General features: G+C 46.5%; 13 protein-coding genes. 3 read left to right on the top strand and 10 right to left on the bottom strand.

All coding sequences use genetic code 11. The features are described from left to right. Positions 1–130: 130 nt before the first annotated feature. Positions 131–1,147 carry an SDR family oxidoreductase gene (locus NBH01_RS04110; protein WP_113748480.1) on the top strand — a complete coding sequence of 339 codons (1,017 nt, stop codon included), beginning with the start codon at positions 131–133 and terminating at the stop codon, positions 1,145–1,147. 150 nt (positions 1,148–1,297) lie between these two features. Here the strand turns inward: NBH01_RS04110 and NBH01_RS04105 are convergent, their stop codons facing one another. From NBH01_RS04105 to NBH01_RS04095, 3 genes are all read right to left on the bottom strand, one after another. Further along, complete coding sequence (locus NBH01_RS04105) at positions 1,298–1,834, bottom strand: occludin (RefSeq protein ID WP_250700003.1); 537 nt, start codon at positions 1,832–1,834, stop codon at positions 1,298–1,300. A 202-nt stretch (positions 1,835–2,036) separates the two neighbouring features. Then, complete coding sequence (locus tag NBH01_RS04100) at positions 2,037–2,732, bottom strand: response regulator transcription factor (RefSeq protein ID WP_016267442.1); 696 nt, start codon at positions 2,730–2,732, stop codon at positions 2,037–2,039. A gap of 12 nt (positions 2,733–2,744) precedes the next feature. After that, positions 2,745–4,259: a sensor histidine kinase gene (locus tag NBH01_RS04095; RefSeq protein WP_234141094.1), complete on the bottom strand. Its 1,515-nt coding sequence runs from the start codon at positions 4,257–4,259 to the stop codon at positions 2,745–2,747. 133 nt (positions 4,260–4,392) lie between these two features. Here NBH01_RS04095 and NBH01_RS04090 point away from each other — a divergent pair, with 133 nt between their 5' ends. After that, positions 4,393–6,501 (top strand): outer membrane beta-barrel family protein, encoded by a 2,109-nt coding sequence (locus tag NBH01_RS04090; RefSeq protein ID WP_113748481.1) that lies wholly within the window; start codon positions 4,393–4,395, stop codon positions 6,499–6,501. 6 nt (positions 6,502–6,507) lie between these two features. On the opposite strand, the gene aspD is transcribed toward NBH01_RS04090, so the two are convergent. Next, complete coding sequence (aspD, locus tag NBH01_RS04085) at positions 6,508–8,136, bottom strand: aspartate 4-decarboxylase (RefSeq protein WP_234141095.1); 1,629 nt, start codon at positions 8,134–8,136, stop codon at positions 6,508–6,510. Positions 8,137–8,196: 60 nt separating this feature from the next. Beyond that, a complete protein-coding gene (gene aspT, locus NBH01_RS04080) occupies positions 8,197–9,891 on the bottom strand; it encodes an aspartate-alanine antiporter (protein WP_011107422.1) in 1,695 nt (564 codons plus the stop codon). A gap of 206 nt (positions 9,892–10,097) precedes the next feature. Here aspT and NBH01_RS04075 point away from each other — a divergent pair, with 206 nt between their 5' ends. Next, positions 10,098–11,765 (top strand): formate--tetrahydrofolate ligase, encoded by a 1,668-nt coding sequence (locus NBH01_RS04075; RefSeq protein ID WP_055218080.1) that lies wholly within the window; start codon positions 10,098–10,100, stop codon positions 11,763–11,765. 386 nt (positions 11,766–12,151) lie between these two features. On the opposite strand, the gene glyA is transcribed toward NBH01_RS04075, so the two are convergent. The 5 genes from glyA to pyrB form a co-directional block, all read right to left on the bottom strand. Beyond that, positions 12,152–13,432, bottom strand: a complete 1,281-nt coding sequence (glyA, locus tag NBH01_RS04070) for a serine hydroxymethyltransferase (protein WP_008761412.1) — start codon at positions 13,430–13,432, stop codon at positions 12,152–12,154. A 220-nt stretch (positions 13,433–13,652) separates the two neighbouring features. Then, a complete protein-coding gene (locus tag NBH01_RS04065) occupies positions 13,653–14,390 on the bottom strand; it encodes a porin family protein (protein WP_008761413.1) in 738 nt (245 codons plus the stop codon). 16 nt (positions 14,391–14,406) lie between these two features. After that, complete coding sequence (locus NBH01_RS04060) at positions 14,407–14,973, bottom strand: flavin reductase family protein (RefSeq protein ID WP_008761414.1); 567 nt, start codon at positions 14,971–14,973, stop codon at positions 14,407–14,409. 34 nt (positions 14,974–15,007) lie between these two features. After that, complete coding sequence (gene pyrI / locus NBH01_RS04055) at positions 15,008–15,469, bottom strand: aspartate carbamoyltransferase regulatory subunit (protein ID WP_008761415.1); 462 nt, start codon at positions 15,467–15,469, stop codon at positions 15,008–15,010. Next, entirely contained in the window at positions 15,466–16,407 is a 942-nt protein-coding gene (gene pyrB / locus NBH01_RS04050; protein WP_008761416.1) for an aspartate carbamoyltransferase, read from the bottom strand. Before pyrB ends, pyrI begins: the two co-directional genes overlap by 4 nt. Positions 16,408–16,586 lie beyond the last annotated feature (179 nt).

The following is a 16,586-nucleotide window of genomic DNA, read 5'->3' as shown; positions in this document are numbered from 1 at the left end:
GGCAGTGGGATGCAAACTCACTTTTTCCAGCTAAATATCAGCGTGTCGGAAACAAAAAAACGGGATAATCACGGGATGTGAATAGTAGAATTAATATATTTGTTCCTGCGAATTTAAAAAGACTTGTTTTATGAAAGCATTATTCATTGGAGGAACCGGTACGATCAGTACCGATGTAGTAGAATTGGCTCAACAGAGAGGGTGGGAGATAACACTGCTTAACCGGGGCTCAAAAAAACTGCCGGAAGGTGTGGGCAGTATCATTGCCGACATTCACGATGAGGAAGCTGTGGCGAAAGCTATTGCAGATGAAAGTTATGATGTCGTAGCTCAGTTCATCGCTTACACGGCAGAAGATGTAGAACGTGATATCCGTCTGTTCCGTAATAAGACGAAACAATATATTTTTATCAGCAGTGCATCCGCCTACCAAAAACCGTTGGCTGATTACCGTATTACGGAAAGTACCCCTTTAGTGAATCCTTACTGGCAATATTCACGGCATAAGATTGCCGCCGAAGAAGTGTTGATGACAGCATACCGTACCACCGGTTTCCCGATTACGATTGTCCGTCCCAGCCATACGTATAATGGAACGAAACCTCCTGTAAGCCTGCATGGAAATAAGGGGAACTGGCAGATACTTAAACGTATCCTTGACGGGAAACCGGTTATTATCCCCGGTGACGGAAGTTCCTTGTGGACACTGACACATTCCAAAGATTTTGCCAAAGGATACGTAGGACTGATGGCGAACCCTCATGCCATCGGGAATGCCTTCCATATCACCACAGATGAGAGTATGACTTGGAATCAGATTTATCAAACCATTGCCGATGCGCTGGGGAGACCTTTGAACGCACTCCATGTGGCTTCCGATTTTCTTGCGAGACATGGCGGGAACTATGACTTTCGGGGCGAACTGTTGGGGGACAAAGCCGCAACGGTAGTCTTTGATAATTCGAAAATAAAACGCCTTGTGCCGGACTTTATCTGTACAACTTCGATGGCGGACGGTTTAAAGCAGTCAGTACAATACATGCTTTTGCACCCCGAAACACAGACTCCTGATCCGGAGTTCGATTCATGGTGCGACCGTGTAGCCGACGCGATGGCTGCGGCAGACAGAGCTTTTGAAGCAGAATAAACGTTAGTTGAGTAAATAACTCATCTTGTTATTGATGATTGAAATATCCTATTAGCATATTCTGATTAGCTATTAGCTAATCGGATTATGCTAATAGCTAATCAGAATATGCTAATAGCCGAAACAAGTCGATCATAATGAGTAGCGTAGTTAATAAAGACCGTTCCGTCTCTGCTGAACCTCGATCCGGATACCGAAATTACCATTGGAGGACTTCAGTTCGAATGCTCCCCGGAAATTATTCTTCTCCCAAGGCATGGCACTACGGTTGGGCACTTTCCATCCGTCTTTGTCATAGTCTCCGTATGTATTGATTTTCCATCCGTTTTTCAGTTTGAAGGTGCCCATCTGCATGAACTGCGGTGAAGACGACAATCCCCAGCCATACCCATATCCGAAACCGGAGAAAGGGGAAGAAAATGCGTCGGTGAATCCCTGTGTATAGCTGGCGTCTGTATTCAGACGGAATATCTGATTATAGTCTTTACTCACATCCGGTACATCGAGACTGAATTTCGGAAGTTTGGGAGGGGTCACATTCATTAATCCCATATCGAGCAGGAAGCCACCGAATTCCTTTATATTGCTCGACGGAGCACGACGAATACTATCGGAAGGAACTTCCGACTGTGCGGATGCAAAACCGACCGATAATATCAGCGAAAGAAATAGAATCAGTTTTCTCATCTTCGTAAAGGTTGATTGATGACAAAGATAGAGATTTTTAGTCTGACTGCCTGCTTCCGTTATGTTTTCTTAGAGAAAAATCCTTTAAAAAGGAGTGTGCCGCTGTCTCGTCGGGATGGTGTCACTATCCCGCTGAGATAGTGTAAGTATCCTGTGGGGATAGTGACACTATACCAGTAGGATAGTGACACTATTTTAGAGCTTAGTTTGCAATGAGTTTATAGCCGATTCCCCGCACATTGACGATACGTATTTGCTCATCCTGTGACAACTTATGCCGCAGTTTCGTGATGAACACATGCAGACTCCGGGAATTGAAGAAACTGTCATCTCCCCAAAGTTCCAGCAGAACGTCCTGCGTATTGACCACCTGATTCCGGTTCTCACAAAGCCGTTTCAGTATTTCCGACTCGCGGTGGGAGAGTTCCTGTCTCACTCCGGCATGCAGCAATGTCTGCGCGACCGGATCGAACAGATAACTTCCTATCTCAAAACGGCTGGATACTTTTGTCTCCGTGAAGCTGAACGCTTTTCCCATCAGCGCCTTGATACGTATGATCAGTTCCTGCATGCCGAAAGGCTTTTTCAGATAATCGTTTGCTCCGAGTTCGAATCCTTCTACTACATCGTTGATGGCCGAACGGGCAGTCAGAAACAGTACAGGTGTCTGCTTGTCCGTCTGCCGGATGCGGCGTACCATTTCGAAGCCGTCCATTTTGGGCATCATCACATCGGCCACCAGCACGTCCGGCCGAAGTTCAAAGAAAAGATGCAATCCTTCTTCGCCGTCGGAGGCGGTATGGATGGTAAAACCGTTTTCCTCGAGCGTATCTTTGATAATCATGGCGAGTGTCAGTTCGTCTTCCACCAACAATACTGTAATGTCGTTTTTGCTCATGTTTTTGATGTTTTAGATAGTAATGGTAAATGTACTTCCTTTGCCGGATTCACTTTTGACGGTGATGGTGCCTCCATGTTTTTCGACCATGCTTTTGACATAGAAAAGTCCTAAGCCGTATCCTTTCACGTTATGAAGATTTCCGGTCGGAACGCGATAGAATTTGTCGAATATATGTTTCTGCTTGTCAAGCGGAATACCTATTCCATGATCGGAGACGGTGATAGTCACTGTTTCCCCCGTTTGGCGGCACTGAATCATAATCTCTGCTTCTTGTTTCGAATATTTCACGGCATTGTCTATCAGGTTACTGATGATATTGCTGAAATGAGTGCGGTCGGCTACTATCGTCAGTGCTTCCGGTTCTGTTTCCAGTGTTATGTGTACGGGGATATCCGCTTTTAGCTGGTGCTGCTCTATTAAAGAAGTAATCAGTTCTTTCAGACAAATCTCTTCGGGGTGCAGTCTGAACGTCTTGCGGCTTTCCATGCTCATGGAAAGAATCTGTTCGACGAGTCCGCTCAAGCGCTGTAGCTGTTCTTGGCTGATGCGCAGATATTGGTCACGTTTGCTCTTCTCTTCCGCCTGGTTGAAATTCAGCAGCGCATCGTTGGCGGCATACGCCACGGCAATCGGGGTCTTTAACTCATGCGTGATGTTGTTCGTAAAGTTGCTCTTCATTTCTTCCAGCGTCTTTTGTTTCAGCAGTGTGCGGATGAGGAACCAGAAGGAAAATCCGAGGATGAGGAAGATGACAAATGAAGTGACCAGGATGCCGGTCATTTGTTTCCATACCAGGGAGGTGATGGGTTCCATTATCAGTTGGTAGCGTTGACTGTGATGCCTGTTGAATTCGTAGTCGTAGCGGATGGCTTTCGGGCTGGGGATATAGGTGCTGTCTCCTGCGATGCCCAGTGTATCTATGAATGTCTGGGATGAATCCTGAGTGGCTCCGCTGTATATATATAAGGTGCGGTGAGGTACATCTATGTTGTGTGCTTTCAGTACATCGGTCAGTAGACTGTCATATTTTTGCAGGTTGATGTCGATGTAGGTGTCCACGCCGGAGTGCATACCTTGTTGGACGCTGAGTATGAGTTCTTTCATCGAGTCCTGTCTCTTTAATAATACATCGAGTCCGCTTTCGCTGGAGGCAACGGTGCTGGCATCCGGATCATTGTCATTGACGGCCAGGGTATCTACTGCTGTTTCCGTGCGTGTATGCAGGGTGTCTTTGTAGGTACTGTCTGTATAAGAGACAGTCTGGCTTGTCACCAGCGACTTGCCGTCTGCACCATATCCGGCGGAAACGGTGACCGAACCATGTTCCACATTATCCTTTTGCAGTTCGTTGACGCGAAGCACGATTTCATTAAAGTCGCTCGTACGCATGGCGTCTTTGATATTATTGTTCATTTCCTGCTTCATCGTGCGGTAAAGCCCTGTCAGCCAATATGTCTGGTAAACAAAGATGCCTGTCAGCGAGCAGATGACAAGGATAATGATATGTTTCAACGGTAGTTTCATACGGACAAAGATAGTATGAAACTGTTATTTTTCTTCTCTTTGATAAGACTAAATAACACTAGATAAGCCGGCGATAACGTAAAGTTTCGTTTTTTCTCCCGTATTTTGCAGCATACTCAAAAATAAATGCGATATGAAACGAACTTATTTACTGCTTTTGTTACTTTTCATGTATTGGATGTACGCTTCTGCACAGCAGGTACAGACAGCGCAGGAACCTGCCGACAGCGTAAAAAACGTAGCCTATATAGACAGCCTGTATCGGGAACTTCCCGAAGTCATGATCACCGGCGAACGTCCGGTAGTAAAAGCCGAACAGGGGAAACTGGTATACGACGTTCCGAGACTGGTCAGCAGCCTGCCGGTAGACAATGCCTATGATGCGGTAAAGAACCTGCCGGGAGTTGTCTCCATGAATGATGCCCTGACGTTGGGAGGGCAACCGGTCACTGTGGTTATCAACGGAAAAGTGACCACCCTCTCTGTAGAGCAATTAAGCACCCTGCTGAAATCAATGCCCGTCAGTCGGATTGAAAAGGCGGAAGTGATGTATTCCGCTCCGGCACGTTATCAGGTGCGCGGACCGATGATCAATTTGATACTGACTTCGGGCATGGGAAAAGAACCTTCTCTTCAGGGAGAACTATATACTGCCTACAGCCAATTACACTACGAATCTCTGGCAGAGCGTGCGAGCCTTCTATACTCCGGACGCAAATTTTCTGCTGATCTTCTCTACTCTTACTCTTACAGCCGCGAACGGAGGGAGACAGACAAGGAAGCGCTTCACACGCTCGCCGACGGTTCGGTGCATCCGATGAATATGTATGATATCACTACTTCCCGCCACAACAATCACCAGATACGCCTTGGGATGGACTATGCCTTTACCGACAAGCATTTGCTGAGCTTGGTTTATACCACTGCTTTCACCGATGTCAAACCTTACGCCACAGTCACCGGTGCGCAGAACTCGGTCACCGATTCGCACTCGGAAGGACAGCTTCATAATGCCAAACTCGACTATCAGACTCCTTTCGGACTGAAAGCCGGAGCGGAATTTACCTATTATCATGCTCCCGGCAGTCAGCTGCTTTACAGCACACTGGGAGAAGAAACACTGAACTTCCTGAGCAAAGATAACCAACGGATCAACCAATGGCGTTTCTATGCCGGACAAGAACATACTTTGGGCGCAGACTGGGGATTGAATTATGGTATTGCTTATACGACCGCATTGGACAATAGTTATCAAATGTATTTCGATCCCGAAACGGAAACTTTACTGCCGGACAACAACATGCAATCCCGTCGTCGCGAGCAGACGCTGAACTTTTATGCCGGACTCAGCAAGAGCTTCGGTGAGAAACTTTCAGCGGATGTCTCTCTGGCTGCCGAGCAATATCATACGGATATGTGGAACGAATGGAGCCTGTATCCGGTTGCCAACCTGACTTATTTGCCTGCTCCGGGACATATCCTGCAATTTTCATTGAGCAGCGACAAGGAATATCCGGAATACTGGAGTATGCAGAACTCCACTTCCTACATGGGCGCTTATTCCGAGATTCAGGGAAATCCCTTCCTCAAACCGGCAACCAACTACGAAGCTAACATTAGCTATATATTAAAAGGTAAATATGTGCTGACCGCCTATTACAGCCGCACGAAAAACAAGGAAATGCAGACGCTTTACCAGTCTCCGGAACGTCTGGTCGAGATCTATAAATGCTTTAACTTCGACTTCTCGGAACAGGCGGGCTTGGTAATGGTAGTTCCCTTTAAAGTGAAGAAATGGCTGGACTCCCGCATCACGGCAATCGGCTTCCGTTACCGTCAGAAAGACAGTGATTTCTGGGATATCCCGTTCGACCGCAAACTATATACGTTTGTATTGACCATGAACAATACCTTCACTCTCTCCACCAAACCTGATTTGAAGTTTACCCTAAGCGGATTTTATCAGAACAAAGCGATACAAGGCATTTTCGACCTTCCCCGTTCGGGAAATCTGGATGCGGCCCTGCGCTATACTTTCGCAAAGGGAAAAGCACAACTGACCTTGAAATGCGACGACATATTTAATACTTCCACCATTTCGACTAATGTCCGTTTCGGACAACAGAATGTGAAGAATCACTATATGAAGACTACCCGTGCCTTCGGTATTTCCTTCAACTACAAATTCGGAGGATACAAGGAGAAAAAGCGGGAAGAGGTGGATACTTCCCGCTTTAAATAATAAGTATTACCTATTTTCTGCATACTCATCCAGTACGCGCTTGATACTTTGTCCTATTTTTACGTAATCGGCTTCGTTCAGATTGGCGAGCGAAACACGGACACTCCATTTCGGTCCGGCAAATCCGCCGCCGTTCAGCAGGACGAGCGAAGTCTCGTTGGCAAGGCGGAAAACAACGTCGAGCGGATTGTAGGTCTTTTGCAGATAGTCTGCAAATTCGTCACCGTAGAATTTCTTCGCCCATACCAGCATATCGATTTCCGAATAATATCCGGCACGCAGCGGGTCTTCTATCAACGTGAAGCCGGTGCTGTCCCAGAGTGCATGCAGTCGACGGTGGATGATTTCCTGCATCTTTGCCTTGTACCGGTCTTCCTTGTCGAGAAGGGAGAAAGCGGCGAACAGGCTCATCTGCATTTGCTGAGGCAGCGAGAGTCCTGCGGTATGGTTCAGCGCAATCTGCCGGCTGTCGGCTACCATGCGGTCAATAAACTTCATCTTCTCGGGGTGTAAACTGAGGCTTGCATAACGCTTGTTTAAGATTGCTGTTTGCTCCTCCGACAGGCGGGCAATCATTTTGTCGTAGATGTTGTCTTCGTGTAGGGCTATCACTGCATTTCTCCATCCTGTGGCTCCGAAATACTTGGAGAAGGAATAGACGCAGAGTGTATTATGCGGCAACTCCGCCATCAACGAACGGAAGTGAGGTATGAATGTTCCGTACACATCGTCCGTAATGATCATCAGATTCGGATTGTCATTCTTTACGATGTTGACAATACGTGCGGCAGTCTCCGGACTCAGCGCATAACTGGGCGGATTGCTCGGATTGGTGATGAACAACGCTTTTATCTGCGGATTCTTCAGCTTATCGATATCTTCATCTTTATATTGCCAGGTATGCAGCCCGTCCGGTGTCATCTGATCGGCAGATATTTCGGTAACATCGAACTGATAGCGGCGTAATTCCGGAATCTCGATGTAGGGCGTGAAGACAGGAATCATCAAGGCGATGGAATCCCCTTGATTCAACAGAAAGTTTTCCTGCAATGAATCGAATACATAGCACATGGCAGCCGTTCCGCCTTCGGTAGCGAAAAGGTCGAATGTGCCTTTAGGGGGACGGCGGTCGCACATTTCCTGTGCCAGATAATCCTGTACGATCAGTTCGGTGAAGTGCAGGATACGGTCGGGGACAGGATACTGGTCGCCGATGACCGATTCCGCCCATTCATGAACCAGTCTGTCCGGATCGGCTGCGTGCTCCATCAGCATATAATTATAGGTTTCTTTCAGTAACCTGGCTCCGGATTCTTTCTCGTTCTCTTTGAGGAAAGCCTCGAAGCGGGCGGCTATTCCTTCCTGTTGTGGGATGCCTGCAATTCCTTCTTCCAGGGATTGGACACGGCGACATTCGCAAAGTCCGAATTTTCCTAACAGGAAGAATGCTTCACGCGGTTCGGTCGCAATCCAGTTCGGGTTGCCTCGTCCTGCGTTCAGCATGGTATGGGCCATTTTCTTGATACTCTCGTCAGCCATTTCGATGAGCTTGTTTTTAAGTTCGAAAGGGCTGATCGTTTCCATCTTTTTGGCAAAGTTCTTGGTGATAACTGTGCCAGTTGTTTTCTTTTCCATAATGGTTCTTATTGTTTTGATACTTAATTTTGATTTCCTATACATTCATTATACTGACATTTACATGAGCAATACGATGGCTACTCCCCAGATAATCAGTAGTGTATTACCGACTGCATACGTCACGGTGTATCCTAACGCGGGAGTGTCGCTTCCCAATGCGTCCTGAATAGCTCCCAGTGCGGCAGTTGTGGTGCGTGCCCCAGCTGTACATCCCAGAGTGAGGGCAGGGTGGAACTTGAACAGATATCTTCCCATCAGCAGTCCGCTGAGAAGAGGGATGGCGGTTGCCAGTGCACCGACGATAAACAGGCTGAATCCTACTTCCTTGAACCCTGTCACGAAGCTGGGACCTGCGGCGATGCCGACAACGGCGATAAACATATTCAGTCCTACATTATTCAATACCCATAACGAAGGTTCGGGGATACCGCCAAAGGTAGGATGTTTGCTACGCAGCCAGCCGAATACGAGTCCTGCGATCAAGGCACCTCCACTGGTGGACAGGCTGATCGGGATACCTCCCAGGTGAATGGCAAGTGCACCGACCAGACCACCGAGCAGAATACCCAGTCCCACGAAGATCATATCTGTCTGGTTGGTGGGGCGATCGATATAGCCCATCTGTTTGGCGGCAGTTTCTACTTCGAGTTTTGTTCCGGTCAGTTCGAGGATATCGCCGGAGTCGATCACTGTCTGAGCGAGTACCGGAACATTGATGCCTGCCCGCTTGATGCTGCGGATGCTGACACCGTGCATGAATTTCAGCGCACGGATCGTGGAGACCTTTTCGCCTGCGAATGTGCGGTGGGTGACCATTACCGGAAGCGTCTCTGCCGGGAAGTCGAGCAGTTGGGCGTCGATCACTTCCGGACCGATCCAGTCCTCTTCGCCGATTGCATATTCACGGCGGCCGCTTAACACGACTTCATCGCCCGGTTGTAGAAGCATATCCGGAGTGACTTCTTCTATGACGCCCTTTTGCCGTACGCGTTCTACAAACAGCCGTTTATCGTTTTCCACCAGATAGTTCTCCAGTTCGCTGACCGTTTTTCCTTTGCCGAACCATTCGTTGTCTATTTTATAAGCACGGAATACGACGGGGCGGAGGGCGGTGTAAAATCCGGGTTCATCTGCTTCGGAAGTTCCCATTTTGGCTTCCAGTTCTTTGCAGTCCGCTTTCACCTTCTCCAGTCCGCCCAGCATTTTGGGACCGAGTGAAGCCAGAATCCATGCGGAACCTGCCGTACCGAAAATATAAGTCACAGCGTATGCTACGGGGATAGCATTGATAAATGTCGCTTTTTGCGCATCGCTGATGCTTAATTGATTGATCGTGTCGCTTGCCACACCGATCACTGCGGAGATGGTCTGTGAACCTGCCAACAATCCGGCAGCTTCGCCTACATGATAGCCCATGATTTTGGCAAGTATCCATGGGGCGATGAGGCTGACAATGCACATCAGGACGGCAAATCCTACTTGCGGCAATCCGTCTTTCTTCAATCCGCGAAAGAATTGCGGACCTACCTTATAGCCCACAGCGAATAAAAACAGGAGGAAAAAGACAGCTTTCATCGGGCCGTCTACACTAATGTTTAATTGTCCCACCAGTACTCCAACCAGTAGCACGCTGGTTACTGTTCCCAACGAAAATTTTCCTATTTTGAATCTGCCCAGCCAGAAGCCGGCGAATAAAGTGAGGAAAATGGCAAGTTCGGGATGATCCCTTAATTGATTAATAATCCATTCCATATATGTTGTTCTTGTTTAGGTTATGTTCTTAACAACAGTTCTTGTACAAAAAGAGTTTAGGGGAGTATGTGCGTTATCGTCATAGTTTATAAAAATATAAATTAATTGTGCGGAAGTTCCGGGCAAACGAGAGAGCGTCTTAAATTTCTCAGTTTCGCTTTTTTGTTATACTTTTGTCACTTCAAATAAAACTAATCATATTCTGTATGAAATCAGACATAGAAATAGCTCGCAGTGTCGAGTTGAAAAAGATCAAGCAAGTTGCCGAAAGCATCGGAATCCCTCGTGAAGAAGTCGAAAATTATGGTCGCTACATCGCGAAGATTCCCGAACAACTGATCGATGAGGAGAAAGTGAAGAAAAGTAACCTTGTCCTGGTAACTGCCATCACAGCGACAAAGGCGGGTATTGGCAAAACTACAGTATCTATCGGTCTCGCCCTGGGACTGAACAAAATCGGAAAGAAGGCGATTGTCGCTTTGCGCGAGCCGTCTCTCGGTCCTTGCTTCGGCATGAAGGGAGGAGCAGCGGGTGGGGGATATGCACAGGTGCTTCCGATGGAGAAGATCAATCTGCATTTTACGGGAGACTTTCATGCGATTACTTCCGCGCATAACATGATTTCTGCTTTGCTCGATAATTATCTTTATCAGAATCAGGCGAAAGGTTTCGGATTGAAAGAAATTCTCTGGCGTCGGGTGCTCGACGTGAACGACCGTTCGTTGCGCAGCATCGTAGTCGGACTCGGACCCAAGTCGAACGGCATCACGCAGGAGTCAGGCTTCGATATTACTCCGGCTTCGGAAATTATGGCCATTCTCTGCCTTTCCAAAGATGTGGAAGACTTGCGCCGCCGCATTGAAAATATTCTGCTTGGTTTTACATATGATGACCAGCCCTTTACGGTGAAAGATCTCGGAGTGGCGGGAGCTATCACGGTATTGCTGAAAGACGCCATCCATCCGAATCTGGTGCAGACGACCGAAGGTACCGCCGCTTTCGTACACGGCGGACCGTTTGCCAATATCGCTCATGGCTGTAACTCTATTCTTGCCACCAAACTGGCAATGTCATTCGGTGACTATGTGATCACGGAAGCCGGATTCGGCGCAGACCTCGGTGCTGAAAAGTTCTATAACATCAAATGCCGCAAAAGCGGACTCCAGCCTAAACTGACCGTGATTGTCGCTACGGCACAAGGACTGAAGATGCACGGTGGTGTCAGCCTCGACCGCATCAAGGAACCGAACATGGAAGGATTGAAAGAAGGATTGCGCAATCTGGATAAACATATTCGTAATCTTCGCTCTTTCGGACAGACGGTAGTAGTTGCTTTCAATAAGTTTGCCACCGACACGGACGAGGAAATGGAAATGCTGCGCGAGCACTGCGAACAGTTGGGTGTAGGTTACGCCATCAATAATGCGTTCAGCGAAGGTGGTGAAGGAGCGGTAGATATGGCCCGCCTCGTAGTCGATACGATAGAAAATAATCCGTCCGAACCTTTGCGTTATACGTATAAAGAAGAAGACAGTGTACAGCAGAAAATAGAGAAAGTGGCTACCAACCTTTATGGAGCCAGCGTCATTACGTATAGCAGCATCGCCCGTAATCGCATCAAACTGATTGAGAAAATGGGAATCACTCATTATCCGGTTTGCATTGCCAAGACACAATACTCCTTCTCTGCCGATCCGAAGATTTATGGTGCCGTGAATAATTTCGAATTTCATATCAAGGATATAGTGATTAATAACGGCGCCGAAATGATTGTAGCGATTGCAGGAGAAATCCTTCGTATGCCGGGGTTGCCCAAAGAGCCGCAAGCGCTGCATATTGACATTGTAGATGGTGAAATTGAAGGACTGAGCTGATTTTTACTATTTCATTTAGTATATTTCTGTACTGTCAATCATCCAATATAAATCCCCGTCTTTCCACTTCTGATAGTTTGGGAAGACGGGGATGATTGTATATAGAGTCCAGTGTACCGGTATGTTGACCTTGTCTGATACACTGTACGATTGAAGTTGCTGCTTTCCGGAAAAGTATAGTGCGTATTTCAATTTCTCTTTTTGTAGTAAGAAAACATATTTTTGGGCAGATAGTTTGTCTGACTCTGTTAATAAATAAAAAAGAAAAGCCTGTTTTCTTCACAGAAAGCAGGCTTATAAAATTCAAAAGAAATTCTTTATGAAATGTTGAACACAAATGCTGCTAATTCACATTACCGGCATTTGGTTACTCAAAGAAAGAAATCTTAATCAGCAAAAAGAGGATATTTCTTCATTGTCTCATTGACACGTGCACGTACTTGTGCAATCACCTCTTCATTTTCCACGTTAGACAGAACTGTTTCGATCATTTCGGCAATTTCGATCATCAGGTCTTCTTTCGCACCACGGGTTGTGATGGCAGGAGTACCCAGACGGATACCGGAAGTTTGGAAAGCAGAACGGCTGTCAAACGGAACCATGTTCTTATTCACGGTAATGTCAGCAGAAACCAATGCTTTTTCTGCTACTTTACCTGTCAGATCAGGGTATTTGCTACGCAGGTCAACCAGCATGGAGTGATTGTCCGTACCACCGGAAACGATTGTAAAACCACGGTCTATCAAAGCCTGTGCCAGTACGGCAGCATTCTTCTGAACCTGTTTTGCATATTCCTTGTATTCCGGTTGCAGGATTTCGCCGAAAGCTACGGCTTTGGCAGCGATTACGTGTTCCAACGGTCCGCCCTGTACACCTGGGAATACAGCTGAATCCAGTAATTGAGACATCATTTTGATCTCACCCTTCGGAGTTTTCTTTCCCCAAGGATTAGGGAAATCTTTTCCCATCATGATGACCCCACCACGAGGTCCGCGAAGTGTTTTATGTGTAGTCGAAGTGACGATGTGTGCATATTTAACCGGGTTCTCCAACAGTCCGGCAGCGATCAGACCCGCTGGGTGAGCCATGTCGATCATCAGGATAGCGCCTACTTTATCTGCGATTTCACGCATACGTTTGTAGTCCCATTCGCGGGAATAAGCAGAGCCGCCGCCGATAATCATTTTCGGCTTTTCGCGCAACGCAACTTCTTCCATCTGGTCGTAGTCTACACGGCCGGTTTCCTGATTCAGATTGTATTCGCAAGGAGTGTAAATGATACCGGAAGTGTTTACTAATGAACCGTGAGAAAGGTGTCCGCCGTGTGCGAGGTTTAATCCCATAAATTTGTCGCCCGGATTCAAAACAGCCAGAAATACGGCTGCATTGGCTTGTGCTCCTGAATGCGGTTGTACGTTTGCCCATTCGGCACCGAAGATTTCTTTCAGGCGGTCGATAGCGATTTGTTCGCTCTGGTCAACTACTTCACAACCTCCGTAGTAACGTTTGCCCGGATAACCTTCTGCGTACTTGTTAGTCAGGCAAGAACCCATTGCCTGCATTACCTGGTCACTTACAAAGTTTTCAGATGCAATCAGCTCGATACCTTTCAGCTGACGTTGGTGCTCTTTTTCGATGATATCGAAAATTAAGTCGTCTCTTTTCATTCTTTTTATAAGTAATATTAAATTTCTAATTCGAGATACCTATTTTAAGCGCACAAAGTTAGTGAAAATAAATAAAGAACGAAGGAACTATAAGAAAAATGTTAGTAAATGGAGGAAATTAATAGATAATGGATAATTTATCGTACAGAATGAATAGGAGGTGTCTGTTTTTGTCGGTTGCCGACTATCAAAAGTTAATCAGCCGGCTGTCGGATGTTTCTTAAAGAATGAATCCGAACGAGAAACTTAATGCGCTGTCGCGGCGGCGGAAAATGATAGGGCTGACTCCCGTGCTGCCGTCTGAATTGATATTGTCATATACGATGGATTTGGAGATATTTCCTATCCCCTGTTCGTAGCGGAAGTCGAAAAAGATGCGGGAGATATTGACGCCGACACCGATCACGACGCTGACATTGAGCGGATACAGCTTTTCATGAATCCCTTTCTGGTCGAAGTTTGTGAAAGTGATTTCGTTCTGCTTTCCCCATAGATACCGGAGTTTTGGACCGGCAAAGATAGACATTCCGTATGGTCCTTTTTTCACTACGTTATATCCGTAGAGAATAGGGAAGTCGATACTGTGAAGTACGGACTGTACCGAAGCATAATCGGGTTCGATGGCAGGGTGTTGCGAACCGAGTTTGTCAAAGGTGATCTCGCCTTTGCTGACATTATAGGATGCTTCCGGCTGAATGAAATGCTTCTTTATATTAAAGCGCATGAAGATCGCGCCAAAATAGCCGATCTTATAATTATTTTGTACTTCGTCGATCGTTACGTCTTTGATTTTCAATTCGGATACCATAAACATGGAAGAATTAAATCCGGCTTTGATACCAAAGTTGATTTTCTTTGTGTTGGGACGTTCCACTTTATCTGCGTTACGATCTTGGGCGAAAGCTGTGCAAGCTATCGCCATCCAACCGAAAAGAATTATGTTGCGCAGTATATTCATGGCAGTACTTTTTTCTTTATTTCTTCTTTTCTACACTCCAGCCGAATTTCCCTATTTTTTCTCCCAGGTCGTAATATCCTCCGTGCACATATACCAGCGGGTTCGCTTCCGCCAGTTCGAACTTGCCGGTTTCGGGATTCAGGTTCCGGTCGTCTGCACGGACGTTTACCACATCGGCGATAAACATATCATGTGAACCGAGCGAAACAATTTCCTTCACGCGACATTCGATGCAGAGGGGAGACTCTTCGATCAGCGGTGCGCTGACTACGGTGCAGCGTCCCGGAGTGAGTTTCATCTCTTCGAATTTACGATAATTCCGTCCCGAACGTACTCCGCACCAGTCGGTGGGGAACGCCATATCTTTAGTTGTCAGATTGATGACGAACTCCATATTTTTCTTGATGATGTCGTAGGAGTGTCGTTCCGGTCGTACGGATATATAGCACATGGGCGGGTTTGTGCAAATCGTACCCGTCCATGCTACTGTTATAATATTATATTCACTTTCATCTTTTCCGCAACTCACCAATACGGCAGGCAGCGGATAGATCATCGTTCCCGGTTTCCAGTCTTGTTTCAATTTAATAAAAAATTAAGAATGAGGAATGGAGAAACTAGAGGATGGTGATTTCCTCGCGTTTCTGTTCTTTCTCGCAATAATGGCACTTCACGATGCAATTATCCTTGTCTATCACATGAAATAACGTAGGCATAGGTTCATTGTTCGTGATGCATTTCGGATTGGCGCATTTTACGATGCCGTGCAGTTCGTCCGGCATTCTGACTTCTTTCTTTTCAACGACTTCATAGTCGCGGATAATGTTCAGTTTTACGTAAGGTGCTACTACCGATATGCGGTTGATTTCTTCGTCGCAGAAAAACTTGTCGGCGATTTTGATAATGCCTTTTTTTCCTAGCTTTTTGCTGTCGAGGTTGAAGCCGATGGTGATGTTACATTTCATTTGCTCCACGCCCAGTAACTGTACGACAGTAAAGAGTTTTTCTGATGGGATATGGTCAATCACTGTCCCGTTTTTCAGGGCAGCTACTTGCAATGCTTGTTTATTTTCGCTCATAATAAAATATCGTTTTTAACGTCCTCTAATGTGATACCTAATACGTCGCAAAGGATGGCTTCACGGGCATACAGACCGTTTTGCGCCTGTTGGAAATAATATGCTTTCGGGTTGTTGTCCACGTCGTAAGCAATCTCGTTGACACGGGGCAGCGGGTGCAGGATGCGGAGGTTCGGACGGGTGTTCTCCAGCATCTTGTTGCGCAGGATATATACATTTTTCACTCGTTCGTATTCCATCAGGTCGGTGAAGCGTTCGCGTTGCACACGGGTCATGTACAGGATGTCGGCGTCAGCGATAATTTCTTCGGTAAATTCGGTATGTTCAATGTATTTGATCTGATGCTCTTTGCAGTATAGCTTATATTCTTCCGGCATTTTCAGTTCATCGGGGGCGATGAAGTGGAATGTAGGATTGAAGTGACGCATAGCCATCAGTAGTGAGTGGACGGTGCGTCCGTATTTCAAGTCTCCCACCAGAAAGATGTTCAGGTTTTCCAGTGTTCCCTGAGTTTTGTAGATGGAGTAGAGGTCGAGCATCGTTTGTGACGGGTGCTGGTTGGCTCCGTCTCCTGCATTGACGATGGGTACGGGTGCTACTTCGCTGGCATATCGGGCAGCTCCTTCGAGATAGTGTCGCATGACGATGATATCCGCATAGCTGCTAACCATCATGATCGTGTCTTTGAGTGTTTCTCCTTTTGAGGAGCTGGTTGCTTTCGGATCAGTAAATCCGATGACGCGTGCGCCGAGGCGATTGGCTGCTGTTTCGAAACTCAAACGGGTACGGGTGGAAGGTTCGAAGAACAGGGTTGCTACTACCTTACCTTGCAATAACCGGCGGTTGGGGTTCATTTCAAACTGCTTCGCCATTTCGAGCATGTAGAGGATTTTTTCTTTAGAATGTTCGGCAATGGTTACTAAACTTCTGTTTTCCATTTTGTTATCTTTTATGTGGATAGAACTTGTTTTACCGGAGTGTAAAGGTACGAAGAAAATGTAAAATACAAACTTTTTTTCTCTTTTTATTCGTTTTTCGGTTGGTTTTAAAATATCAAATAAATCAAAAACTCGTTTGCTGTATGCTATATTTTATCTACCTTTGCGGCTTAATTATA

The sequence above is a fragment of the Bacteroides sp. B1-V-101 genome, assembly GCF_023656585.1.
Taxonomy (GTDB): domain Bacteria; phylum Bacteroidota; class Bacteroidia; order Bacteroidales; family Bacteroidaceae; genus Bacteroides; species Bacteroides thetaiotaomicron.
Note: the sequence above shows the minus strand (reverse complement) of the source record. Positions and strands in the feature narration are given on the sequence as shown.

Bases quoted from the DNA above. Each gene is read 5' to 3' on its own strand.
- glyA (WP_008761412.1), bottom strand. From the start codon at position 13,432: ATGAAAAGAGACGACTTAATTTTCGATATCATCGAAAAAGAGCACCAA.
- aspT (WP_011107422.1), bottom strand. From the start codon at position 9,891: ATGGAATGGATTATTAATCAATTAAGGGATCATCCCGAACTTGCCATT.
- NBH01_RS04100 (WP_016267442.1), bottom strand. From the start codon at position 2,732: ATGAGCAAAAACGACATTACAGTATTGTTGGTGGAAGACGAACTGACA.
- aspD (WP_234141095.1), bottom strand. From the start codon at position 8,136: ATGGAAAAGAAAACAACTGGCACAGTTATCACCAAGAACTTTGCCAAA.
- NBH01_RS04110 (WP_113748480.1), top strand. From the start codon at position 131: ATGAAAGCATTATTCATTGGAGGAACCGGTACGATCAGTACCGATGTA.
- pyrB (WP_008761416.1), bottom strand. From the start codon at position 16,407: ATGGAAAACAGAAGTTTAGTAACCATTGCCGAACATTCTAAAGAAAAA.
- NBH01_RS04105 (WP_250700003.1), bottom strand. From the start codon at position 1,834: ATGAGAAAACTGATTCTATTTCTTTCGCTGATATTATCGGTCGGTTTT.
- NBH01_RS04065 (WP_008761413.1), bottom strand. From the start codon at position 14,390: ATGAATATACTGCGCAACATAATTCTTTTCGGTTGGATGGCGATAGCT.
- NBH01_RS04095 (WP_234141094.1), bottom strand. From the start codon at position 4,259: ATGAAACTACCGTTGAAACATATCATTATCCTTGTCATCTGCTCGCTG.
- NBH01_RS04090 (WP_113748481.1), top strand. From the start codon at position 4,393: ATGAAACGAACTTATTTACTGCTTTTGTTACTTTTCATGTATTGGATG.
- pyrI (WP_008761415.1), bottom strand. From the start codon at position 15,469: ATGAGCGAAAATAAACAAGCATTGCAAGTAGCTGCCCTGAAAAACGGG.
- NBH01_RS04075 (WP_055218080.1), top strand. From the start codon at position 10,098: ATGAAATCAGACATAGAAATAGCTCGCAGTGTCGAGTTGAAAAAGATC.